The sequence below is a fragment of the Arthrobacter sp. DMZ02-1R genome, from assembly GCF_057747935.1.
This window is the reverse complement of the sequence record NZ_CM173230.1, coordinates 1,617,071-1,639,460: the sequence shown is the minus strand read 5'-3', so window position 1 is coordinate 1,639,460 and position 22,390 is coordinate 1,617,071. Positions and strand designations below refer to the sequence as shown.

19 protein-coding genes and 2 pseudogenes are annotated in these 22,390 nt (G+C 63.8%); 11 read left to right on the top strand and 10 right to left on the bottom strand.

The window, feature by feature from the left end; all coding sequences use genetic code 11:
* Positions 1 to 24: 24 nt before the first annotated feature.
* From AC3ANQ_RS07965 to AC3ANQ_RS07950, 4 genes are read right to left on the bottom strand one after another with little or no spacing between them, the layout of a single operon-like run.
* Positions 25 to 810 carry a crotonase/enoyl-CoA hydratase family protein gene (locus tag AC3ANQ_RS07965; protein ID WP_488304591.1) on the bottom strand — a complete coding sequence of 262 codons (786 nt, stop codon included), beginning with the start codon at positions 808 to 810 and terminating at the stop codon, positions 25 to 27.
* Positions 807 to 2,624 (bottom strand): AMP-dependent synthetase/ligase, encoded by a 1,818-nt coding sequence (locus AC3ANQ_RS07960; protein WP_488304590.1) that lies wholly within the window; start codon positions 2,622 to 2,624, stop codon positions 807 to 809. The genes AC3ANQ_RS07965 and AC3ANQ_RS07960 overlap by 4 nt, the downstream gene beginning before the upstream one ends.
* A gap of 7 nt (positions 2,625 to 2,631) precedes the next feature.
* The gene (locus AC3ANQ_RS07955) at positions 2,632 to 3,426 is read right to left on the bottom strand and encodes an enoyl-CoA hydratase/isomerase family protein (RefSeq protein ID WP_488304589.1); all 795 of its coding nucleotides are present in this window, start codon (positions 3,424 to 3,426) and stop codon (positions 2,632 to 2,634) included.
* 60 nt (positions 3,427 to 3,486) lie between these two features.
* Positions 3,487 to 4,320 (bottom strand): alpha/beta fold hydrolase, encoded by an 834-nt coding sequence (locus tag AC3ANQ_RS07950; RefSeq protein ID WP_488304588.1) that lies wholly within the window; start codon positions 4,318 to 4,320, stop codon positions 3,487 to 3,489.
* A 292-nt stretch (positions 4,321 to 4,612) separates the two neighbouring features.
* Here AC3ANQ_RS07950 and AC3ANQ_RS07945 point away from each other — a divergent pair, with 292 nt between their 5' ends.
* The 8 genes and pseudogenes from AC3ANQ_RS07945 to AC3ANQ_RS07910 all read left to right on the top strand — a co-directional run.
* Positions 4,613 to 5,518, top strand: a complete 906-nt coding sequence (locus AC3ANQ_RS07945; protein ID WP_488305280.1) for an alpha/beta hydrolase — start codon at positions 4,613 to 4,615, stop codon at positions 5,516 to 5,518.
* 47 nt (positions 5,519 to 5,565) lie between these two features.
* Complete coding sequence (locus AC3ANQ_RS07940; protein ID WP_488304587.1) at positions 5,566 to 7,476, top strand: flavin-containing monooxygenase; 1,911 nt, start codon at positions 5,566 to 5,568, stop codon at positions 7,474 to 7,476.
* Positions 7,473 to 8,381, top strand: coding sequence for a dihydrodipicolinate synthase family protein (locus tag AC3ANQ_RS07935; RefSeq protein ID WP_488304586.1), 909 nt, complete (start codon positions 7,473 to 7,475; stop codon positions 8,379 to 8,381). The genes AC3ANQ_RS07940 and AC3ANQ_RS07935 overlap by 4 nt, the downstream gene beginning before the upstream one ends.
* A 2-nt stretch (positions 8,382 to 8,383) precedes the next feature.
* Positions 8,384 to 9,151 (top strand): alpha/beta fold hydrolase, encoded by a 768-nt coding sequence (locus tag AC3ANQ_RS07930; RefSeq protein ID WP_488304585.1) that lies wholly within the window; start codon positions 8,384 to 8,386, stop codon positions 9,149 to 9,151.
* 46 nt (positions 9,152 to 9,197) lie between these two features.
* A pseudogene (locus AC3ANQ_RS07925) lies at positions 9,198 to 9,664 on the top strand (thiolase family protein); the annotation flags it as partial.
* A gap of 48 nt (positions 9,665 to 9,712) precedes the next feature.
* Positions 9,713 to 10,003 carry a transposase gene (locus AC3ANQ_RS07920; RefSeq protein ID WP_488304584.1) on the top strand — a complete coding sequence of 97 codons (291 nt, stop codon included), beginning with the start codon at positions 9,713 to 9,715 and terminating at the stop codon, positions 10,001 to 10,003.
* Between the two features lie 53 nt (positions 10,004 to 10,056).
* Positions 10,057 to 10,389: an IS3 family transposase gene (locus AC3ANQ_RS07915; RefSeq protein ID WP_488304583.1), complete on the top strand. Its 333-nt coding sequence runs from the start codon at positions 10,057 to 10,059 to the stop codon at positions 10,387 to 10,389.
* A pseudogene (locus AC3ANQ_RS07910) lies at positions 10,335 to 11,041 on the top strand (transposase); the annotation flags it as partial. The gene AC3ANQ_RS07915 and the pseudogene AC3ANQ_RS07910, both read left to right, overlap by 55 nt.
* Positions 11,042 to 11,542: 501 nt before the next feature.
* On the opposite strand, the gene AC3ANQ_RS07905 reads toward AC3ANQ_RS07910, so the two are convergent.
* The 5 genes from AC3ANQ_RS07905 to AC3ANQ_RS07885 all read right to left on the bottom strand — a co-directional run bounded on the left by AC3ANQ_RS07905 (position 11,543) and on the right by AC3ANQ_RS07885 (position 16,775).
* Positions 11,543 to 11,983: a tautomerase family protein gene (locus tag AC3ANQ_RS07905; protein WP_488304582.1), complete on the bottom strand. Its 441-nt coding sequence runs from the start codon at positions 11,981 to 11,983 to the stop codon at positions 11,543 to 11,545.
* A gap of 188 nt (positions 11,984 to 12,171) precedes the next feature.
* Positions 12,172 to 13,128: a helix-turn-helix domain-containing protein gene (locus AC3ANQ_RS07900; RefSeq protein WP_488304581.1), complete on the bottom strand. Its 957-nt coding sequence runs from the start codon at positions 13,126 to 13,128 to the stop codon at positions 12,172 to 12,174.
* 601 nt (positions 13,129 to 13,729) lie between these two features.
* Positions 13,730 to 13,951, bottom strand: coding sequence for a hypothetical protein (locus AC3ANQ_RS07895; RefSeq protein WP_488304580.1), 222 nt, complete (start codon positions 13,949 to 13,951; stop codon positions 13,730 to 13,732).
* 107 nt (positions 13,952 to 14,058) lie between these two features.
* Positions 14,059 to 15,228, bottom strand: coding sequence for a Rid family hydrolase (locus AC3ANQ_RS07890; protein WP_488304579.1), 1,170 nt, complete (start codon positions 15,226 to 15,228; stop codon positions 14,059 to 14,061).
* Between the two features lie 71 nt (positions 15,229 to 15,299).
* Positions 15,300 to 16,775, bottom strand: coding sequence for an APC family permease (locus AC3ANQ_RS07885; protein ID WP_488304578.1), 1,476 nt, complete (start codon positions 16,773 to 16,775; stop codon positions 15,300 to 15,302).
* Between the two features lie 765 nt (positions 16,776 to 17,540).
* On the opposite strand from AC3ANQ_RS07885, the gene AC3ANQ_RS07880 reads away from it, so the two are divergent.
* From AC3ANQ_RS07880 to AC3ANQ_RS07870, 3 genes are all read left to right on the top strand, one after another.
* Positions 17,541 to 18,314: a helix-turn-helix transcriptional regulator gene (locus AC3ANQ_RS07880; RefSeq protein ID WP_488304577.1), complete on the top strand. Its 774-nt coding sequence runs from the start codon at positions 17,541 to 17,543 to the stop codon at positions 18,312 to 18,314.
* Positions 18,314 to 19,483, top strand: coding sequence for a MalY/PatB family protein (locus AC3ANQ_RS07875; protein ID WP_488304576.1), 1,170 nt, complete (start codon positions 18,314 to 18,316; stop codon positions 19,481 to 19,483). The genes AC3ANQ_RS07880 and AC3ANQ_RS07875 overlap by 1 nt, the downstream gene beginning before the upstream one ends.
* Positions 19,484 to 20,922: 1,439 nt before the next feature.
* On the top strand, positions 20,923 to 21,159 hold the full coding sequence (locus AC3ANQ_RS07870) for a hypothetical protein (RefSeq protein WP_488304575.1): 237 nt from the start codon (positions 20,923 to 20,925) through the stop codon (positions 21,157 to 21,159).
* Positions 21,160 to 21,447: 288 nt separating this feature from the next.
* On the opposite strand, the gene AC3ANQ_RS07865 is transcribed toward AC3ANQ_RS07870, so the two are convergent.
* On the bottom strand, positions 21,448 to 22,179 hold the full coding sequence (locus AC3ANQ_RS07865) for a hypothetical protein (protein WP_488304574.1): 732 nt from the start codon (positions 22,177 to 22,179) through the stop codon (positions 21,448 to 21,450).
* Positions 22,180 to 22,390: the final 211 nt, after the last annotated feature.

Below are 22,390 nucleotides of genomic sequence, written 5' to 3'. Positions count from 1 at the left end.
GAGCCGCGCCGGCTTCCACCGCGGTCATCGCCCGACGAACACGGGAGGGCCGCCAGGCTCCCTGAACGAGTCGATGCCGGCCTGACCGTCAATGGAGGTGAAGGTCTGCTGAGCGAGCCGGGGCATCTCGAGCTCGGCCGCTGCCTCACCGTCTCGCTGGGCCCGACGGCTGTTCCCGAGCATTGCCTTGATCGCCAGTGGCGCTTGGCGAGCGATCTTGTCGGCCAGCTGCATGGCTCGCGTCAGGTGGTCACCGTCATCCACCACCTCTTGGACCAGGCCGATGCGGTAGGCCTCCTGGGCGTCGTACTCCTCGGAGGTGAGAAGCCATCGCATGGCGTTTCCCCAGCCGGCTCTCTGGGGAAGTCGAATGGTGCCTCCTCCGAACGGGAAGAGACCGACCTGCGGTTCGAGCGTCGCAAACGATGACGACACCGCGCAGACCACGATGTCCGCTGCAAGCACCAGCTCGACCCCGAGGGTCAGGCACTTTCCGTGTACGGCTGCAATCAAGGGCTTGGAGAGTCTCTCGCCTTCGACCTGCCAAGGGTGCATACCGCCAGGGGCGAGCAAGGAGTTTCCCCTCGACACCTCGGGAGCAACTTCACGGAGGTCCATCCCGGCGGTGAAGTGCCGGCCGATGCCGTGGAGCACGCCCACGCGAACGGAGTCGTCAGCGTCGAGCCCCGCGTAGGCGCTAGAGAGCTCGCGGACAGCCTGCAGGTTCAGGGCGTTGGCCTTGTCGGGTCGGTTGATGCCGATCAGCATCACCGGCCCGCGGCGCTCCACCTGCACGTAGTCGTAATTCATGATTCTCCGTTTCTCGGCTGTCCGTAGAGGTTGTCGACGACGGCGGAGTAGCGCGCGAGGACGGCCCGCCGCCGCAGCTTGAACGTGGGTGTCAGGTCCCCGGAGTCGATCGACCATTGATCCTCCACAAGTCGGAACCGCTTGATCTGCTCCGGTCGGGACAAGCGCTCGTTCGCTAGGTCCACGATCCGCTGCGCTTCTTCGAGCACAGCAGGGTGACGGATCAGCTCCGACACGGCACCGTCGATACCGCGTTCCTGGGCGAAGGACACAAGAGCCGGCTCGCTGACCGTCATCAGCCCCGTGACGTACGGCCTCCCGTCGCCAACGGCGACGACCTGGTTGATGAACCCGTGCCCTGAGATTTTGTCCTCGATCGCCGTGGGCGAGATGTTCTTCCCAGAACCGTTGACGATCAGCTCCTTCTTCCGGTCGGTCACGTGAAGGCGTCCGCCCTCGTCGAGGTGGCCAACGTCGCCGGTGGCGAGCCAGTCGTCGATGAAGAGTCCGGACTCCCCGCGGTCCGCGTTCCGATAACCGGGCGTGTTGCCCGGACTCCGGACGAGGATCTCGCCGTCCTCCGCGATCGCGATCTCGCACCCGGGCACTGCGAAGCCGACACTCCCTCGCCCCCCACCTCCGATGCGCTCCCACACCGCCACTCCGGTCGTTTCCGAGAGTCCGTACGCCTGCGTGAGGTCGACGCCCACGGAGCGCCAAAAGTCACGAAGATCCTCGGGTAATGCTGCCGCTCCGCACGTTGGGTTGATGGTCCAGTCGAGGCCAAGGTCGCGCCTGAGGTCGCCGAGGACTCCTTCTCGAGCCTTCAGGGCCGGGGTCCGACGATCGGGCGCCAAACTTCCATCCTGCAGCAGTGTCCACGTCTGGGCGAGCACTTCACGGTCTGCAGCAACTTCCGCGGCGCGGCCGGCGTAGGGCTCCGCCGAAAGCATCATCAGTGCGGCGTCACGCAGCTTCTCCCAGACTCGCGGCACTCCCATGAAGAAGCTCGGGCGCTGGAGCCGCAGGTACTTCACCAATTGACTCTGATCAGGACAGAGCAGGACATTGCCGCCGGTCCTCAACGGGAAGTAGAGGCTCCAGAGCCGCTCGGCGATGTGAGCCAGGGGAAGGTAGGAGATTACCCGGTAACCGCCGACGAAGAACCCCATCTGGTCGAAGGCGTGGATCTCGAACAGCAGATTGGCGTGGGTCAGGATCACGCCCTTGGGCATGCCGGTGGTGCCCGACGTGTAGACGTACGTCGCCACGTCGTCGCCGCCGGAGCTGGCAAGTCGACGGCTGAGCTCGGCCTCATTGGCTTCCAGGCGCGCCGTGCCCTCCTCCAGGACCGCTGCCCAGGTGGTGTGCGGGCTGCCGGATCCTTCGCCGGCCCCGTCGACACACAGGAAGCGGGCATTCGAACCCTCCGGCAGGGCGCCGGCGATACGTTCGGCGATGGCGGTGTCGGCGGCGACGACCACCACCGGTTGAGCGTCCGCGAGGATGTGGGCGAGTTGTTCGGGCACCAGCGTCGGATAGAGGCTCACGGTCGCCGCTCCGCAGAGCACGGCCGCCAGGTCCGCGACGTAGTGCTCGACGATGTTCGGCGCGAGGATCGCGACGGTCTCGCCGCGCTGCACGCCCATCTCCATGAAGCGAGATGCGACGGCCCAGACCCGGCGCCGGTACTCAGCCCAGGTGAGAGTCTGTGGGCGGTCGTCGATCAACCATGACAGGGCAGGGTGGTCTGGAATCTGCGTGGCCTGCTGCTCCAGCAGGTGAACGACGTGCGACGGCTTCGAGATATCCATGGGCCGCCTACTCGCCACGGAAGTCGACGGGGGAGGATGAGGCCATGAAGTCTCGCGATCCCATAGTCACGATGGCGTCCACGGCGGCCTGCATGTCCTTGGTCTCCAGGAGTACCGGCGCGAGCTGCAGGAGCAGCGCGTCCGCCTCCTGCATGCCCTCGGCCCTGGCCGTGCGGAGGACCTGCTTGGTCACCCGGTGCGCTGCCGTGGGTCCGGTGGCCAGCGAGGTGGCCAGCTCCATCGCCTTCCGGTCGAAGTTGTCGGCGTCGACGACCTTAGAGACGATTCCCCATGATGCGAACGCGTCCGCGCCGTAGAGCGATCCGGAGTAGGTGATCTCGAGAGCGCGTGAGGTGCCGCACCGTTCGGCCAGCCGTGGGGTGCCACCGAGGAAGGTGGCACCGCCCAGCCGCGCCTCGACCTGCCCGAACATCGTCGCCTTCTGTGCGACGATGAGATCACATGCGAGCGACAGCTCGAGGCCACCCCCGAGGCACATGCCTTGGACTGCTGCGACGGTCGGTACGTCGAGGCTCTCGATCTGGTGCACGACGCCGATGAAGTCGGTGAACATGGACCGTGCCTCGGCCTCGCTCATCCCCTTGAAGCTGCCCGCGTCGGCGCCGGCGAGGAAGACCCGCCCATCGGCTCGCAGCAGCATGGCCCGGCATCCGTCGGCCTGTGCCCGGCCGACCTGGGTGCCGAGCTGGTCCATCAGCTCGCGGCTGAGCACGGGTGCCCCGTCGTGAACAAGGGTCAGAACGGCCAATTCGCCGTCGAGGTGATAGTTGACGCTAGACATTCGTGAAGATTCCCATCAGAAGAGTGGCGTGAAGCGGAGCTGGGCCGGCGAGGGCCCGCGTCAGCGGCCGTCGATGTGCTGGAAGAAGTCCCGCAGAAGGTCTGCGGTCTCTCGTGGGTGCGAGATGTTCGGCGAGTGGCCGGACACGAGACGTTCGATCCGGACATCCGGCAGATGCTGGGCGAGCTTGTCTTCCCAACCCGACTCGAGCATGCGGTCGAGCGTCCCGGCGATGAGAAGCGTCGGGACCGTACTGGTCGACAAGACCTCGGGGAAGTCCCAGACGCGAGTCTGTTCGGCCTGGACCGGGCTGCGGAGTGTCGGCGCCATCATGGACTCCCACTGGCCGGGCCGCAGGCTGCTCTCCAGACGCGCCAGGGAGTGCTCCTCGTCCTGGGCGCCAGGGTGCAGAATCCAGCTGTCGATCTTCCGGGCACCGTCGATGCTCGGGTCGTATTCGCCCATCTCCTTGACGGCCTCGGGGGTGCGGAACGGACCGCCGGTCCCGGAGATGCTCACGGCGGACTTCATCCGCCACGAGGTCTCGTCGCGGATCGATAGCCGCAGGACCATGCCGCCGCCGAACGAGTTGCCGACGAAGTGCACGTCCCGCAGGTCGAGGGCGTCCAGGAACGAGGCGAAGTGGCGGAGGCGTGGCTCGTAGGGGTTCTCACCAAAGAAGACCGCCTTGTCGGTGCCGCCGAAGCCGAGCATCTCGGGAAGCACCAGGTGGTGTTCATCACCCAGTGACTCGACCATCCGGTTGTAGGTGTTCAGCGCATCGCCGCCATAGCCGCCGTCGTGGATCAGGAGAACTGTCGGCCCCGACAGATTGCCGCCTTCGAAGTAGCGTGTCCGCACCGGCCCCAGTTTGATGTGATGCTCGTTCAGCACAGTGAGATCCCTTCCAGAAAGTGTCCGCTCACCGACCGCGCGGACTTCTATCCACGTTATGAATCACCGTCGCCGGGCTCATAGAACGATCGCGCCCGGTGCAGGTACGGACGTGCCTCGGGAACGACTCGATCTGGCAGGTCGCAAGCGGTACCTGGGACGGCGCGCCAGGACCATCGAATCGACATGGCACTCAGATACCGGTGCCGGGCGCGATCGTTCTATGAGGTCGGCGTCGCACGGCCCAGAGTTGGGCATATCCATAGACCGCAACAGTGAGGCTGACGTGACCATGAACCGCGAAGACATCGAATTCCAGGGCGAGGGTGGCGTAACCCTTCGCGGTTGGTTTTACCCGGCGCAGAACGCCCCCACACCGGCTCCGGTGATCGTGATGACGCACGGGATGTCGGCTGTCAAGGAGATGTGCCTCGACGACTACGCCGAGTACTTCGCAGAAGCCGGCCTGAACGTGCTCGTCTACGACCACCAGAACTTCGGCGACAGCGACGGCTTGCCGCGCCAAGAGAGCGACCCGGTCCTGCAGCACCGGGACATCCGCAACGCGATCACCTATGCGATCACTCGGCCCGAGGTCCACGCGATGAAGATCGGTATCTGGGGGTCGAGCTACTCCGGTGGCCATGTGCTGGTCGTGGCGGCGATCGACCGACGGGTGAAGGCCGTCGTCTCCCAGATGCCCGGCGTCTCGGGTTCCCGGGTGCTGAGTCGTGTCATGCGGCCTGATTTCGTCCCGAGCATCCGCGCAATGATGGATGGCGACCGGATGAGTCGCTTCGAGGGTGGCCCGACGAACATGCTTCCAGCCGTGACGCCGGACCCGATGAGCCCCGCGATGATGCCGTCCACGGATGCTTACGAGTGGTTCACCAAGACGGCGGCCGTCCGGGCACCCAACTGGAAGAACGAGCTGACCGCGCGCAGCCTCGAGATGGCGACGGAATACGAACCAGGCAGCTACATCAGTCGGATCGCGCCGACCCCACTGCTGATGATCGTGGCCGCGGACGACCACGTGGCTCCGTACCAGCTCGCTCTGGACGCTTACGCGGAGGCCCGCGAGCCGAAGGAGATCCGCGTGATCCCGGGCGGCCACTTCGACGCCTACGAGGGACCTGGGTTCGGCGTGTGCGCCGCAGCCGCACGGGACCACTTCGTCAAGCATCTCAACTCCTGATCTGAACACGTGCCCGACCAGCGACCACAACGCCTTGCAGGAGCAGCATGACAACCACCGAACATGATATCGACCGGTTCGTGAAGACGGGGGAACTGATCCCACTCCTTTGCTCGGTCGCCGAGCTCACCGGTGATCGCACCTTGATCGCCGACGAGTTCCGACCGACGCTGGATCCCGAGATGATCGCGATCCCGGCGTTCGGGGGCCTGAGTGCAGAGGTTGCGGCCGAGGCCTTCGACCGGATCCGAGGGGCACTGAAGCGGTACCTCATGACACAAAGCGACGGGCCGCAGACCGACCTGTCTGCGGAGGACCTCGTCGACTTCCTCACCAACGGCGATGACGATTACGCCGAGCTCATGCAGCACGAATTGGGCGACACTGAACCGGTCCTGCGGACCAAGGACGAGGTTGCCGCTGATCGCGACTTCGTCGTAGGTGTGGTGGGCGCCGGCCAGGCAGGACTGGCGATGGCCCGTGCCCTTCGGCGCTTGGGGGTCGACTTCGTGATGTTCGAGGCGGCCGACAAGGTCGGCGGTACGTGGAGGTGGAATGCCTACCCCGGCTGTCGCCTGGACACCAGCACTCTCGCCTACAGCTACTCGTTCTTCCAACGACGGGACTGGCGCCATCACTTCGCGGTGCGGGAGTCGCTCGAGGACTACTTCGAGGACTTCGCCAAGCACGAGCAGCTGTTGGAGAGCATCCGGTTCAACTCGAAGGTGGTCCGAGCATCGTGGGACCAGGACTCCCAGTGGGAGCTGGTCGTGGAGGATGCAATCACCGGTGACGAGTCCACCGTGTACGTCCAGGCCCTGATCAGTGCGGTTGGCTTTCTCAACCAACCCAAGATCCCGGCATTCGAAGGGCTCGAAAAGTATCGCGGTGAGAAGGTCCACTCCGCCGAATGGCATCCCGGGGTCGACTACCGCGGAAAGCGGGTCAACATCATCGGCACAGGTGCAAGCGCTTATCAGATTGCGCCAGCCATCGTGGACCAGGTGGAATCTCTCACCGTCTTCCAACGCAGTGCGCCGTGGATGCTGCCTGCGCCTTTGTACCAGGCTGAGGTTGCCGAAGATCGCCAGTGGCTCATGGACAACATTCCCACCTATCATCGGTGGCTCCGGTTGTGGGAAGTCTGGCACTCGACGATCGGCAAGTACGCGCTGACCAAGGCAGACCCGGAGTGGTCGTCCACCGAGTCAGTCTCGGAGCCGAACCAGCGTTTCCGGGATGCCCTGGTCGCAAGCGTTCGGGGCCAGTATGTCGGGCACGAAGACCTTCTCGATGCGGTCATTCCCACATATCCCGTTGGTGTCAAGCGGATGCTCCGCGACAACGGGGCTTGGGCCAGGACGCTCCAGCAGCCGCAGACAGCGCTGGCCACTGTGGCGATCGAGTCGTTCGACGAGGACGGGATCCGGACCGTTGACGGCGAGCATCACCCTGCAGATCTGACGGTCTTCGCCACGGGGTTCCACGGCACCAACCATTTGGGAACTATCGACGTGCGTGGTCGCGAGGGGCTCAGCCTGCGCGAGTTCTGGGGCGATGAATCCCGCGCCCACAACGGGATCACCGTCCCTGGCTTTCCCAACATGTTCTGCCTGGCGGGTCCGAACACGGGGTTGGTCGCCATCGGCAGTCAGACGTTCATGACCGAGTGCGGCATCAACTACGTCGTCGAGTGCCTCCGTCATCTTTTCGTGACCGGAGCCTCCGCTGTCGAGCCGACGGGCGAGGCTTACCGCCGGTACGTCGACTGGGTCGAGAAGGGCAATCGCGGCATGGCATGGGCGGCGGTACCGGAGCAGAGTTGGTACCGCAACGCCCGCGGAACCAACACCGTGGTCTGGCCCTACCCGCTGCTCGCCTACTACGAGCTCACCCGAGCCGTAGACGAGGCGGAGATGGTGGTCAGCCACCCAGCGACCCAGGAGATGTCGGTTTGAGCTCGGTATGGCGCGGGTACTTCGCGGCCGCTCCTACGCCGTTCAGCCGTGACGGTGGGCTCGACCCGGGGATGCTGCGGGAGGTGCTGGCGTGGTTCACCGACCAGCGCGCACATGGACTGGTGGTCAACGGGACCACGGGCGAGTGGATGGCCCAATCGGTCGATGAGCGACAGAAGGTTCTCGAGATCGCCCGCCAAGCGGTGCGGCCGGAACTGCCGCTCCTGGTCGGGATCAGCAGTGCTCGACCTGACGACAGCGTGACGCTGGGGCGTCACGCCGCGGAAGCGGGAGCGGACGGGGTACTCCTGACCATCCCACCAGCGCGATGGCTTCGTGACGACGAGATCTTCGAGTTCTATGCAGCGATGGCACGACAGGTACCGCTTCCGCTGCTCGTCTACAACGTTCCGGTAGTGGTGGGATACGACCTCCCGGTCGATCTGCTTGCCCGGCTGCTCACCATCGATGGGGTCGTGGGCGTGAAGGACAACACCCCGTCGCCGCAGCGTCGGACCAAGACGTTACGGGACCTCGGTGACGAACACTCGATCTTCTCCGATGTCCTCGAGGCGACGGCGTTCCCGGTCTTTGCTGAGGAGCTGCGCGGGCGTGGCCAGATAGGCAGCGGCATGCCACTGGGGAGCCGACTCGCGGACGCCTTCGAGCTGGTGTGGCGCAACGAGATCGACCAGGCCCGCCTAATCGTCGATGACCTCACCGCGTTCAAGGCCGCGATTCTGGAGCTCCTCGGCCCCGGCCAACCCTGGCACGCCCAGACCAAAGCGCTGATGTTCGCTGCCGGGGTGGACGCCGGCTTCCCCCGTTTTCCGACCACATCAATCCGTGACGACGAGTCAGCCATGGCCCAACTCACCGCGATCGTCAAGAAGTTCATGAGGTGAACATGCTCAACGTCAAATTCGAGGCATCCAACTGTCAGGGTGCACCGACCGTCATCCTCGGCGCCTCACTGGGCACCGATCGCATCATGTGGCGTGACCAGGTGGAGTTGCTTCCGCGAACCTGGAACGTCGTCACCTTCGACCTTCGGGGGCATGGAGCCTCACCGCTGAGTCCCCAGACGCCGTCGATCGACGACTTCGCCGATGACGTGATCTCGATCGCCGACGATGTGGGCATTGACCGCTTCGCGTTCTGCGGCCTGTCGATCGGCGGTGCCATTGGGCAGAGTCTGGGCGCCCGCTACCCGCACCGGCTCAGCTCGCTGGTGCTGGCGTCAACCGGCCTGACCATTCTGAGCAGACAGGCACTCGAGGAGCGCGCTGAGCGGGTGCTCCGCGAAGGAACGGCCTGGATCGCGGACGTGTCGGCTACTCGTTGGTTCACAGGGCAGTTCCGGTCCGAGCACCCAGAGATCGTCGACGCCAAGATGGACCACCTGCGGCACATGGCTGCACGCGCCTATGCCGACGCATGCCTCTCCCTGGCCAGCTTCGATGGCCATGAAGCCGCAGGGTCGATCTCTGTACCAACGCTCGTCCTGTCGGGGGAGGACGACCTCGCCACACCTCCAGCGAGCAGCGCCGAACTTGCCGCTGCCATCCCCGACGCCGTACTTCGTTCGTTGCCAGGCTCCGCGCACCTGTGCAACGTAGAGAAGCCGGAACTCTTCACCGAGCTGGTCCAGCGTCATGTCGAAGCCAACCACTAAGGCCCTGTCGAGACACTCATGAACACCGTCAACACGTCGCCAAGGTCTGCTTACCGTGTACGACAGCGTTCGAACGGTGTTCGGATCGCTTGGTGGTCCACTGGCGGCTGTGGGTCCCGATGACTTGGCTGCGTGCGTGATCGATCGTGGAGCGGGGTCCCGCCCTCGACTGTGCCTTGATCGACGACGCCGTCTGCGGAAAGCCCAACGGGCCCGGTGAGGAGAGCCGGAACGTCGGGCGCATGGCCGGGTTGCTCGCAGGCCTGCCGGTCGCTGTTCCCGGCACAACCGCCTGTGCGGCTTGAGCCTGGACGCGGCCGTGATGGCCTCGCGTGGCATCAAGGTGGATGACCACGACCTGGTGCTCATCGGCGGACTCGAGTCCATGAATCGGGCGCCTTGAGTTTCGCCAAAGCCGAGTAGGGGATTACCGGTAGCCGACATGACGGCCGTCTCGACGACGCTGGGCTGGAGGCGGGTGAACCCGAACTGCCTCCTGAGTGGACGGTCTCGTTTGAGGTGTACTACTGATGTGAGACACAGTTTGAAAGGATTGTGCCCATGTCTTCCCGTCCCACCTATTCCGATCAGTTCAAGGCTGGTGCCGTGAATCTCGTCGTTTCCTCTGGCCGTTCACCCACCTCAGTTGCCCCCGAGCTGGGGATCTCCGTGACGGCGCTGAAGCGGTGGGTGCAACTGCACCGGGAAGGAGAGGCCGGGGCCGGCGGCAAGCCTGATGATCCGGTGGACCCCGCAAAATACATGGCGTTGGAGGCACGGCTGCGGGAAGTCGAAAGGGAAAATGATTTCCTGAAAAACGTTTCGGCGTTCTTCGCCAAAGAACAACGGTAGAGAACCTCTACCGGCTTGTTCAGGAGAAGAACGCCGAATTTCCTGTCACTTGGATGTGCGCCCGGCTGGGCCTGCCCGGAGCCTCGTACTACCGGTGGCTGGACCACGAAGAATCACTGACGGCCGCCCGGCACCGGGAGCTGACCGGACAGGTCAAGACGATGTTCGATTCCTCCGACGGGATCTTCGGCCACCCCATGGTCCACACCAAACTCGCCGCCGCCGGTGTGGAGGTATCCGTGGGCACGGTCGCTGCGATCATGGCCGGGAACGGCTGGTCGGCCAAGCGGAGGCGCGCCTTCAAACGCACGACCATCCCCTCGGACCCGGCTCGGGCGCCACCGACATCACCGGTGTCTCCGGCAGGGCGATGCTGCAGGCCCTGATCGAGGGCCAGAACGACCCGGCCGTGCTGGCCGACCTGGCGAAGAAGGGCATGCGACGGGCCGATTCAATGACCACCACGCGTTCCTGGCCAGGTTGTTTCTGAACCGGATCCCACAGCAAGGACATCGCTCGGGCGGCGTTAAAAGGCTGCATGAGCTCATCGATTCGCGTATCGAGGTGGGGACTGCTGGCGACAATCCCGGCCATCAGCAGCCGGACCGCCGATGTCATCATCGCCGAAACCGGTGCCGATATGACGGTTTTCCCCACCGCCAGCCATCTGGCATCGTGGGCCGGCACCACACCAGGGGCCAACGAATCCGCCGGCCGGCTCAAATCCACCAAGACCCGGCCCGGAAACCGATACCTGAAACGGGCACTGGGCACAGCCGCAATGGCGGCGGCCCGATCAGAAACCACGTATCTCGGGGCCAATACAGGCGGATCAAATCCCGGCGAGGCCCAATGAGAGCACTCGTCGCCGTGGAGCACTCAATGCTGATCTCCATCTGGCACATGCTCAACACCGGCGAATGCTACGTTGACCTACTACACCGACGCCAGCCGCTGCGCAGCAAGGACAGAGCCGTTCAACAACTCGAAAGTCTCGGCTTCCAGGTCATCCTCGAACCGCTCCAGCAGACCGGATAACTCCACCATCCGACGCATCCTACCCTGGTTACCATAATTTTCGCGTCAGGGGACGTCAGGGGATAGAAAGCTGGTGGCCGAATGCACGTATTCCCGGACCGCCCGCACCTGCGTCGACCGCATCTCCTCCGACCATGCCGTGATCGACCTCGGTCCCGATGGGGCTGACGTCCTCGAGACGTATGGCTCGACGGTAGACCAGTTGGCAGAGAGGTTGCCCGGGTGGGTCCGTTCACGTCAAGACGGTTCATCCAGCCCGGCTCAAGTCCCCGCAACCCCGGTCGGCCAGGCCCGGCGCTCCCGGGATAAGGTTATTCGGAGCCGTTGACGGCTCACCCCGAGGATGACCTCGAGAGGGGAGCCACGCGAACCAGCGGGGCGAAGCACGGCAAGGGGGGGCTTCGCCCACACGCTGACTGCCCAGATCGCCTCGTCGGGTTTGGACGGACGGAGGGCCAGGCCGCTACCGGGACACGGCATTGCCGTGTCCCGGGTTCGCGGTCAGGAAGCAGCGAGCTCGTATGGGACAGGCCGGTTCTCCTTGGCCCAGAGCTTTTCCGTGTCCGACCAGGCCGGCGGCGGAACAAGGCCTTGCACTCGCCAGAGGTCCATCGGTGTCTCGTCGAGGTGGATTTCCCAGTCGTAGCCGCGGTCCTTGATGAAGGGGACCATCGCATCCTCGATCGCCCCCATGACGGCGTGGCGGATTTCTGGGGTCTCCAGCTGGCGAGCGATGGTGTCGACCACGACCCGGACGAAGTTGTCCTGTGCCTTGCCGCCTACGTACATCTCGTCTGCAGCGTACTCGTGGAACCTGACCACGACGTAGAAGGCCGGAATCTGCACGAAGCTGATGCACGCGTCGGTGACGGCGGTCGCGAACTTCTCCTTGTCCTCAGCGGTGTAGGCGTTCTCCGGCGTGTATATCTCCCAATAAGGCATCTGCGGTTCCTCCTGAATAGTTGTAGCGGCTGAATGCCTGAGCGTAAGTTCGTCAGACCTGCCGGTGTTGATGCACTCCTCACCGATGAGGCGCGCGTCACATCTTCAGTTTTGGTCATGTGACGGGCCAAAACTAGAACGATCACGCCCGGCGCCGGTACCCGAGCGCCACGTCGATCGTCTGGTAATCAGGTAACGGCGTATGCCTCGCGATAGTCGCTGGGCGACATCGAGAACTCGCGTCGGAACTCCCGTCCCAGGTGACTCGCGTCGCAGAACCCCCAGCGGTGAGCGATCGTGGCGATCGAAGAGCCCGCGTTCACCAGGTCAGAGCGGGCGGCCGCGATACGGTGCACACGGATAACAGATCCGACGGTGTCACCGGTCCTGGCGAAGGCGCGATGGACGGTCCTGGACGCGACGTTGTGCGCTGCGGCCAGATCGCGGACCCTGATCGCACCCGAGGCGAGGTGCTCAACGATCCACGCCTCCAGTTGTTGCCGGAGGAGCGGCAGGAAGTCGGCGTCGCCGACGTCGGGACCCTGGACCGCTCGGATCATGCCTGCGGTGAGGACCAGTAGTGCATTGCGAGCACCTTCCACCTCCACCGGCGACATCTGGTCGATCTGGTGACCCAGACCGTCTAGGTAGCTGTGAGCAAGACGCGCCAGCGGGTTCTGCCCGGTGGCCAGGTGCAAGCAGTCCGGGATACCGGACCCCGTGTCGTATGGGGCGAGGGCCGTCAAGGGGATCCGCACAGTGCGCTTCCTGAGCGCCTCGGGCACGGCGAACCTCCCGGTAACACGACTGCTCATGATCAGAACATCGCTCGGGCGCAGAACCACCGTCTGATTCGGCGTCTCGACGATCTGTTCGCCGGCGAAAGCAGTGAAGAGAACCAGTGCCTCCGGGTCGTTGCGCGCCATCCTTGACGTGCGGGCACCTTCGACATCAGCGAGGTCCCAATCGCTGATCTGGAGGTCCCCGAGGTCTCTGCAATCGACGGACGGCGATCGCAGGGTCCGGCCCGTGGGTCGTAGATCGACGTTGATCAGGCGATCCTGAACGGCGGTGCGCCACAGATACGCGGTTTCTTCGATATCCACGACATGTGCGGGCAGAAATGCGTGCTGGGTGAGTGTCATGTTGTTGCTCCTAGCCTTGCGTTCGGTGCTCTCAGCGGTGAGGACCACGGTCCGGGGCTCGACGCCGCCATTTTTAGGAGTTGACGATGTCAAGCAGGCCGGCCCAGACCCGCACTACGCCTCGCACGATCCCAGGCCCCGTAGGGGTCGCGCCGCTGTGATTGCGATGAAGGGGCCCGCGTGAACGGACACCTGCACCTGCCCGCCCTCCGCGCCGCGCTGGAACGGCATGTCGGCGCTGAAACTGTCGGAGCCGACTGCAACACTCAAGACGTGAGCGCAGCCTGATGCTCACCGGGCCGCCACCGAAGTTCCACGGAACTCGGGACATTCCCCGACCCCTTACCTCAGCGCGCACAAAGCAGCTGTTCAGGGCAGAAACACCGCCGACCACCCCTCTTGACCGGCCCCGCTCCTTCAGGGGATGACACGGGTTTCCTGATCGGGTCGCCGGATTTGTAAAGGCAAACCGATGCGCAGGCTGCCCCTCCGTGGCGTACGCACCGACCGTGACGACCGCCTCGGGAGCGACGGGCCAGCTTGGCCTTGAGGATCTCGTTCTCCTTCAAAACCCGTTGGAGTTGTCGTTTGTCTCCGGCATTCAATCGCTGGTCCTCTTGAGTGGATCGGCCACGGCGGGCAGTTCACCGGATTTCCGGGCGCGTGCCCATTCCCGGACCGTGGCGGCCCGGATCCCGACAGGCCTGGCCAAGGCCATCTTCGAGCCTCGTTCAAGACACTTCTCGTGCTCATCCAGAATCGCGTTTTTCTCGCCAACAGTGAAGTGACGATTCGACTGGCGGACAGGAATAACGAAATCCATGACGGACCTTCCCCACCCCGCGCCCTAGCTCCAACGAACAGAGAGAGAATCTGTCACACAAGAGCCTGACACACAGGGCTCCGACGACCGTGACGCCGGTTACGGACTCAGAAACCGTCGCCGAGGGTGTTGACGTAGACCCACGGCAGCCGGGCCATCATCAGCCGGTGCTGGTTGCCTCTGGCGACCGGAGCGTCATCGGCTACTGCCGAATCGCGATCCTGACCGTGCTGCTCAGCCTCGTACTCGTCGTCTCCCTGCCAGAGGATCGTGCGGCCGTCGTCTCTCATCTTCGCTGCGAAGCGCCGCACCGGGCCGCTGCGGAGTTCTGCAAGGGCGACGTCGACGGATTCCGCGCACTGGAGGCCGTGGAGCGTTACCCAGTTCGGCGGCCACAGGGTCATGCTGCCCGCAGCATGGCGCTCGAGGGCGTCGGCGGGACGCAGCCACTCCACCGCGGCGACATCGCCGGGCGCTGGCCGAATTTCACCGGCAGGGGCACGCACGGCGAAAAAGGTGGCGCGGGCTTGAAACGGGGAGCCCTTCGGGGGTGTCCATTGCGAGAAGGGCACGAGGTCGTCGCGGTCCGGCTCGAGCCCGACCTGCGCGCGCGTCATGCGCACCGCGGCGCGCCGGGCGGCCTCCTCGGTGTCGATCGGTCCGCCAGAGGCATCCGCCGCCTCGACCGCGCCATTGGGAAACACCCACGCACCGGCCAGCTGGCCGCGATCGCCGGGAAGTTCCGTGAGGAGCACTTCGAGTCCGTGCTCACCGTCACGCAGCAGCACCACGGACGCGGCCGAGTCCCGAGCCTCGTCGCTCGTTATGGATTCACCTGTGCTTTGGATGGATCCAATTACAAAGGTCGCCTCGATCTCGACCGCAGCGCCGTATGGGAGCGAGCTGACGCCGATTGCCGCTCGCGCGTGCTCGCCGCGCTCACCGAGAGCCGTGATGAAGACGTGCGACGCGGCGTCGATGACGTGCGGATGCTCACTGAAGTCCGGGGTCGCCGCGACGTACCCGGTGACCTTCGCGACGTGCTCGATCCGGTCAAGCGAGCCGAGCGTATTTGCTGCAACTCGGAGGCAGGCTGCTGCTGCTGCTGCGGCCGCCGCACACGCGGTCTCCACGTCGACGGAATCCCCCACAATCCCGGTGATGGGCTCACCGTCGTGTAGAGCAATCTGACCAGAGACGAAGAGGAGGTTTCCTGCCAGTCTGGCCGGGCGGTATTCGGAGGACGTGACCGTTGGAGCGTGGGTCGGTTCTGTCATTGTGCTCGCCTGCTTCTGAGATGAAAGGCCGGCGCCGCGCGGGCGCCGGCCAGGGTGGGAGTCGCTATGAGTTAAGCCCGCGGACTTTCTTGCGTCGCGCCGTCGCTGCCGTAGACGTTCCCTGGGGCTTCCTTGGGGATCGTGAGGGGGTTCATCGCCGCAAGTTCCTGGTCCACGGTCGGGGCAGGTTCGGCCAGCCGGCGACGTACGGCTTGAATTGCCTTGGCCTTGGGGTATCGGCCTGCGCCCCATACGACTCCCACCACGATCCACACGGCGACAGCGATCCAGACCGGCGGCGTGAGGTTCTGCTGGAGCAGATAGATCTGGGAGAGGAGTACGCCGATGCCGAGAACGGTGAGGACCCAGTGCGTTTTGAGTCCGAGCTTGAGCGGCGATGCCGCGTGGAGTTCGGGGTGGACGAAACGCAACCGGATGGAGGCGATCATCGTGAAGATGAGGGTGAGCTCCACAACCAGGGCTGCCGCGGATGCAATCACGGAGATGTCGATGTGGGCGATTGCGGGGACGACGCCGACGACGTAGAGCAGGAGCAGGAGGTAGTGCGGGGTGCCGAACCGCTTGTTCACCGCGCCGATGCGCTTCGGGAACCAGCCGTCGTCGATGGCAGCGAGGATGGATTTCGAACCCCACAGGAATGCGGCATTCATGGTGCCGATGACGGCGAGGACTGCGCCGCCGAGTAGGAAGAAGTACCACCATCCCCCCGGCATGAATGCCTTGGCGACGACGGACAGCGGCTGGCCGGCGACGTCTGCGATCGGCAGTACTCCTGCAGCCGGGATGGCGATGAGTATGTAGAGAAGCCCTGCGATGACGGTGCCGCCGATCATGGCGATGGGGATCGTGCGTCCGGGGGTCTTCATTTCTCGGCCGAGCTCTGACACGACGCTTGCACCGCCCGTGGCGAAGGTCAGGAGCGCAGCGGCCTGCAGCAGCGCCGGGAGTCCGTTGGGAAGGGCCGGCGGAAGGCTGCCCCAATGCACGTTCGACAATCCCATGACGATGAAAGCGCCGAACGCTATGAGCATCACGAGCGCCAAGAGGACACCTATTCGCGACGAGAACGCGGCGCCCAAGACATTCGCGACCGCGAAGATGGTGATGAGCGAGACAGCGACAACCGTCGGGTCGAACCATGGGTTCAAACTCTGGAGATAGACGCCGGCGGTTAAGCCGTAGAGGCTCATCGTGCCTATGACGAGGATGAAGAGCCAGAGGTTTGCGAACCCGGCAAGAGGATGCAGAAGCCGTGTGGCGTAGGTATAGTTGCCGCCGACAACGGGCATGGCAGCACCCAGCGACGCTATCGGGAATGAGAACAGCAGGACCGCGACCGCCGCGAGGGCATACGACCACGCGACACCCCCGCCGGTGATGGCGATCGCTACACCGGTCAGGGAGACGACGCCACCGCCGACGATTTGGTGAAAGGCGATGCCGAGCGCTTGCGGTGTCGTGATCGTGCGCTTGAGATTGTCCTGGTTGTTCTGCGGTAGATCGGTCGACGTGTCGGTTCTAGTCATCTTTTGCCTTTCTCCGGGCCACATCCTTGCGGCAGTTGGGGGCGTTTTCACTACTCGTGCGCGGAACCTCCGCGTCGCGAGTTCAACGCACTGTGGAGATCATCACACATTGTTGAATAAAATCCAACCCCTGGTTGAAGAGCTCAATCGTGAGTTGACCAGATTTTGCCCGCGATCCCAGGCCCCCTAGGGGTCGCGCCGCTGTGATTGCATGAAGGGGCCCGCGTGAACGGACACCTGCACCTGCCCGCCCTCCGCGCCGCGCTGGAACGGCACGTCGGCGCTGAAACTGTCGGAGCCGACTGCAACACTCAAGACGCGAGCGCAGCCTGATGCTCACCGGGCCGCCACCGAAGTTCCACGGAACTCGGGACATTCCCCGACCCCTTAGCTCAGCGCGCACAAAGCAGCTGTTCAGGGCAGAAACACCGCCGACCACCCCTCTTGACCGGCCCCGCTCCTTCAGGGGATGACACGGGTTTCCTGATCGGGTCGCCGGATTTGTAAAGGGCAAACCGATGCGCAGGCTGCCCCTCCGTGGCGTACGTATCGACCGTGAGGACCGCCTCGGGAGCGACCGCGGTGCAGATCGTGCACTCGACGCGGCGCATCTCCCGGGATTTTGGAGTCAGATTATGCACATTTTTGAATGTGCACGACCACCCATCGTTGATCCCCTCAACGGCGAGTTGACGTTTCCGCGCTTACGTTGCAGGATCATATATATACAGGGCGCCACTCGCCCGAGCCGTAAGGAGCCTCCATATGGTCGACGACCATCCCACCCGAGACACCATTCAACAATCGCTTGAGGCCTCTCCGCGGCGAAGCATCGACGGCGAGCGTGTGATCGCGTTGTTGACCGGCTTGGTCGAACCGATCGGCCGGTCACTGCCCCCTACGAGTGAGGTCGTGTTGCATGATCTGAGCCTGCTTCCGAACTCGATCGTCGCCATATACGGCGATGTGACCGGTCGGCGCGTGGGTGACCCGGCGACTGATCTGCTCTTGCAGAAGGTGTTCGCACTCTCTGAGGACAACATCGCCGGGTACAAGACGACGCTGCCCGACGGCCGGGAGATCCGTTCCTCCACAATGATCGTCCGAGATGTGACTGGTGTGCCTGTTGCAGCGTTATGCATCAACTCGGACCTCTCCGCGTGGATTTCGGTGCAGCGCATCGCTGAAGTCATGCTCGGTACGTCGGACGACGCACCGACGTCGTCGAGCGTCGCACCTGTTCGCGTGAGCGACTCCCCGGAGGTTTTCGTCCGCGATGTCGATGAGCTTGCATCGCATCTGATCCACCGCGCAATCGCAAAGGTCGATGTCCCCATCGATCTGATGCACAAACGACACAAGGTCGAAGTCGTGCGGGATCTGAAAGTCCGGGGCATGTTCATGCTGCGGGACGCCGTCGACATGGTCGCGTCTTCTCTGAACGTGACCCGCTTCACCATTTACAACTACCTCAACGAGATCGGCGACGATGCCGAGGAACAGGATGCGGTCCCTCCGACTGCACTGAAAGGAAACTAATGACCATGACCTTCGACTTCGACTCCATCGGGCTTGATCAGTTGCGGCAGGCCGGAAGCGCGAAGTGGTCGTATTTCCCGAACACGATCGGGGCGTTCGTCGCGGAGATGGACTTCGGGACCGCGCCGGCGATCACGCAAGCGCTCCACGGAGCGGTCGATGCGGGAGCGCTCGGCTACCTACCTCGATCACTTTCCGACGCGATGTCGGCGGCCGCTGCGCGTTGGCAGCACGACGCCTATGGTTGGGATGTCCCTGCGGAGAGGATCCATCCGATCGCCGACGTGGCCACGAGCTACGAAGTCGCCATCGCGCACTTCTCAACACCCGGGTCACCCGTGATCATGCTGACACCGGCGTACACGCCGTTCTTCATGGTGCCGAAATCGATGGGCCGCGAGATCATCGAAGTCCCGATGAACATCGATGGAGGGCGCTACGTGCTGGACCTCGAGGGAATCGAGAAAGCATTCGAAGCCGGGGGCAACCTCCTAGTCCTCTGCAACCCGCACAACCCTGTGGGACGAGTGTTCGACAGACAGGAACTCGAACAACTAAGTGTGGTGGTTCAACGCCAAGGCGGCCGCGTGTTCTCGGACGAAATCCATGCACCCATCATCTACACGGGCTCGGCACACATTCCGTACGCGTCGGTCTCAACGGATGCCGCCAGCCACACTGTCACCGCCACATCAGCATCGAAAGCGTGGAACCTGTCCGGGCTGAAGACCGCACAATTCATCATCAGCAACGATGCAGATGCCGAGGTGTGGGCACGAATCGGTCAAATGGCATCACACGGGGCGAGCAACCTCGGAGTCATCGCGAGCACTGCGGCGTATGACGACAGCCGGGACTGGCTACAAGGCGTCATCGACTACCTCGATGGAAATCGGAAGTTCCTCGGCGACATCCTGGGCGAGCGCATCCCCGACATGGGATACACCGCCCCCGAAGGGACATACATCGGCTGGCTCGACGCCCGCAACCTCGATCTCGGAAACACCCCAGCCGCGTTCTTCCAAGAACGCGCAGGCGTGGCAATGACGGAGGGATCTGATACCGGGGCGGCAGGAACCGGATTTATGCGCTTCGTCTTCGCCACGCCGAGACCCATCATTGAACGCGCAGTGCTGCAAATGGCGGAGGCCTTGAACTCCCGCTGCTAGCCCTCTGCTAGCCCGGCGATTTCATGAGGTTGGCCGTCTAGGGGCGTGTTAAACGACGAAAGGTGCTTCTGAGGCGAGTTCTAGCAGTTGCAACACCCCCTGAAAACCGGGAGTTGCAACAGCCTTGGAAACACCACTGATAGACAGTTGTTCCTTAACGGAAAAATCCCCACAACGAAAGAAGCCTGTTCCGTCCGGCACGCCGGCCCGGAAGCGTCCTTATCGGAGCTCGCCGTCCGATCGGGCGGATTTCCTCCTGGCCTTGGAGCGTCTGGGAAGCATTCCGCTGGCCGCCCGGGAATTAGGATTCAACCTCAGTACCTGCCGTGCTGGGCGGGATCTTCCGGCAGGAAATCAGGCCAAATATACGCCCAAGCTGAGAAGGACAAGTTCTTCGTCTTGCTGGACCGGTTGGGGAGCGTGAGCCTCGCGGCCAAGACCATGGGCATCAACGTTCAAACCTGCTTCCATTGGGCCTGCAAGGCTGGCGCCGTCACCCGCAAACCCCGCACAAATGGCGCTGCCTTGGCTATCGCGTCCTACAGCCCGGATACGGCGTTCCGGCCGACGCCCGGACGGAACGGTGTGTGCGTTGCCGGTCGGGTCCCGTCACGGGCGCTTATGTCGTGACGGGACCCGACGGCTTCCGGATCCTCAGATCCTCCGCCGAAAATTGTTTGAAGGCGCGAGGTTCTTTTCGAAGCAGACGGAGGCAGGTTTCGCCAGGCTGTTTGGCAATTCGCCAAATGGACTGGCAAGCCACAGCGATCCCGTCATGGCCCGTCTCAAGCCCCACGTCGGCATTGCCAACTTTATTGAGACGACTGCGACGCGACGCGTCTCAATTTATCTGGCCAAACAGCAGGTCAGCATGGCCAAGTAAGTTGAGACCGGACATCCGGTCTCAACATATTTGTCAGTTTTCTCATCCAATCTGTCAGCCTACGGATTCGGGACGTGGGTCTCAGGGCAGCATTCGTCTATTCCTTGCTGTGGCCGCATCGGCGGCGGCGGTTTCGCCCTCTGCGACTATAAGGGCGGGTTGGGCATGCCAGTGATGGACTGTTGCTTAGCCTTTTAGGGGCAAGATCCGCGACATTCCGCGGACTCGTGATCCTTAGCGCTAATGGCTGCACGGATCCTACTCAACCCCCACGGCTCCCGTGAGTTCAGCGAAACTGAGGGTTCCTCGGTGGGAACCCGAGGGTCCGTTCCGCTCTGGACCGGGGATCGACCCGTGGGTTCAACTCAACCCGAAGTGGGGGTGGCTCAGCCCGCCGGGCTTTTCCCACACACATATGGAGCGCAGTATGCAGGGATCCTAATAGTAACGGGGCGCTGCTTCGGTAGCCGGCCGCCTTTCGGGCTATGGCCTGGCATGTCCGGTCGCACTAATGTGTCGTACATGAGGTGAAGAACGTCCCTGAAGGATCGCGCCGATGATGAAGTGGATACGGAACTCCTTACGGTTTCCGGAACAGACGATCAAGGATCTCGCCTCGCTTAAGTATGTGTACCTTGTGGTCGGTGCCGGCTGGGTCGTGTTTGGGATTTTTCGACTCCCAGGGTGGCCGGGCTACCTCTACATCGTCCTTGGAATTCTTTGGGGCGCCCTTTTTCCCGCGGCCGAAAGGGAGATCCGGCGGCGTCAGGAAAGTAATCCACCGGCGAAGTGAATCCAGGCCTGCTGTGAAGCCGAAGGGGGCGGCCACTGAAGCCCTGCGGGGACCGTCAAATGAACGATCGTTCGTAAGACACCGTCTAGGGTCCCTTCCGACCTAGGGAATACAAGGTCTCGCAGTGTAACGGTTACCGCCTGTGCACCAACGCAACGGGTACCTCCCTTCGCGATACGCCAAACGTGTGAAGGGCAACGCATCCTGGCTACGAACCGGCCCGGCTGCCAGGCCGACGGCTGATCGTTTCTGGTCAACTATCGCGCTAACGTTGGATATTTCACTTTTTCACAAGCCACCCCAAGTGTCGCGTTCGACCGAGGTTTGCAGCAGCTGCCGGGCCGAGCTCGCGTAACGGACCGCGGTCTTGGCGTCGAGGTCGAACACGACGGCGAGGTGGAGCGGGTCAGGGCCGTGGGTAAGCGCCTCTTCGAGCTGCCGGTCCATGCGCAGCCGTTCCAAGGTGGCGTCCTGGCCGCGGAATCCGGCGTCGATCCAGTGACCGCTGACCGGACCGGTCTCCAGGGCAGTCATCTGGTTGATCAGCATGTGAGGGTTGGCGGTGTTGGGCCAGCGGGAGCGGCGATAATCCAGCCATTCCGTGAAGATCCGGTGGGTGAACTCGTCGAGCGGGCGGGTGCGTCCGGCAATGGTGAGGCGCCGATTGCCGAGATCGACATCGTCGAGCTGCAGGGCGCGGATCGCGCCGGTGCGGGCTGCATGGATGGCGGCCAGCGCGAGGATCAGGCGGTCGGCCGGGCGAGCAGCACCGGTGGCTGTGCGCTGGATCTGACCGGGTTGCAGCGGCTGGATGAGCTTCGAGACCCGGTCGCCGACCCGGATGCGGCTGGTCGGGTTGCGGAACACGATGCCGTGCTTCTTGCAGAAGCCGAACAGCGACCGCAAACCGATCAGCGTGTTCTGGCGGGCCGCGCCGTGAAGTACGTCCAGGACGGCGAGCACCTCGTCTCGGCTGATTTCGCGCAGGTGGTCGTGCCGTTGCGACCAGTCCAGCAGCACCGGGCGCACGATTCTGGCCAGGTGCGCACCTGCTCCAGGTGACCGATGTCCGAGCTGATCGTGCCATCCGCCAGCCCTGCCGACGCGCGAGCGAGCACAAAACCGGCCAGCACGTCGGTCTCGAACTCCGCAATCTCCTCCGGGCCCGCCGGGACCCGACGCTCACGCAGATCCCGCACCACCGCCAGCGCCAACCCAGAACCTCGCCTTC

What these genes read in the sequence shown, in the direction of transcription:
- AC3ANQ_RS07965 (WP_488304591.1), bottom strand. Translation starts at nt 810, where the DNA reads ATGAATTACGACTACGTGCAGGTGGAGCGCCGCGGGCCGGTGATGCTG.
- AC3ANQ_RS07960 (WP_488304590.1), bottom strand. Translation starts at nt 2,624, where the DNA reads ATGGATATCTCGAAGCCGTCGCACGTCGTTCACCTGCTGGAGCAGCAG.
- AC3ANQ_RS07955 (WP_488304589.1), bottom strand. Translation starts at nt 3,426, where the DNA reads ATGTCTAGCGTCAACTATCACCTCGACGGCGAATTGGCCGTTCTGACC.
- AC3ANQ_RS07945 (WP_488305280.1), top strand. Translation starts at nt 4,613, where the DNA reads ATGAACCGCGAAGACATCGAATTCCAGGGCGAGGGTGGCGTAACCCTT.
- AC3ANQ_RS07940 (WP_488304587.1), top strand. Translation starts at nt 5,566, where the DNA reads ATGACAACCACCGAACATGATATCGACCGGTTCGTGAAGACGGGGGAA.
- AC3ANQ_RS07930 (WP_488304585.1), top strand. Translation starts at nt 8,384, where the DNA reads ATGCTCAACGTCAAATTCGAGGCATCCAACTGTCAGGGTGCACCGACC.
- AC3ANQ_RS07920 (WP_488304584.1), top strand. Translation starts at nt 9,713, where the DNA reads ATGTCTTCCCGTCCCACCTATTCCGATCAGTTCAAGGCTGGTGCCGTG.
- AC3ANQ_RS07915 (WP_488304583.1), top strand. Translation starts at nt 10,057, where the DNA reads ATGTGCGCCCGGCTGGGCCTGCCCGGAGCCTCGTACTACCGGTGGCTG.
- AC3ANQ_RS07905 (WP_488304582.1), bottom strand. Translation starts at nt 11,983, where the DNA reads ATGCCTTATTGGGAGATATACACGCCGGAGAACGCCTACACCGCTGAG.
- AC3ANQ_RS07900 (WP_488304581.1), bottom strand. Translation starts at nt 13,128, where the DNA reads ATGACACTCACCCAGCACGCATTTCTGCCCGCACATGTCGTGGATATC.
- AC3ANQ_RS07895 (WP_488304580.1), bottom strand. Translation starts at nt 13,951, where the DNA reads ATGGATTTCGTTATTCCTGTCCGCCAGTCGAATCGTCACTTCACTGTT.
- AC3ANQ_RS07890 (WP_488304579.1), bottom strand. Translation starts at nt 15,228, where the DNA reads ATGACAGAACCGACCCACGCTCCAACGGTCACGTCCTCCGAATACCGC.
- AC3ANQ_RS07885 (WP_488304578.1), bottom strand. Translation starts at nt 16,775, where the DNA reads ATGACTAGAACCGACACGTCGACCGATCTACCGCAGAACAACCAGGAC.
- AC3ANQ_RS07880 (WP_488304577.1), top strand. Translation starts at nt 17,541, where the DNA reads ATGGTCGACGACCATCCCACCCGAGACACCATTCAACAATCGCTTGAG.
- AC3ANQ_RS07875 (WP_488304576.1), top strand. Translation starts at nt 18,314, where the DNA reads ATGACCATGACCTTCGACTTCGACTCCATCGGGCTTGATCAGTTGCGG.
- AC3ANQ_RS07870 (WP_488304575.1), top strand. Translation starts at nt 20,923, where the DNA reads ATGATGAAGTGGATACGGAACTCCTTACGGTTTCCGGAACAGACGATC.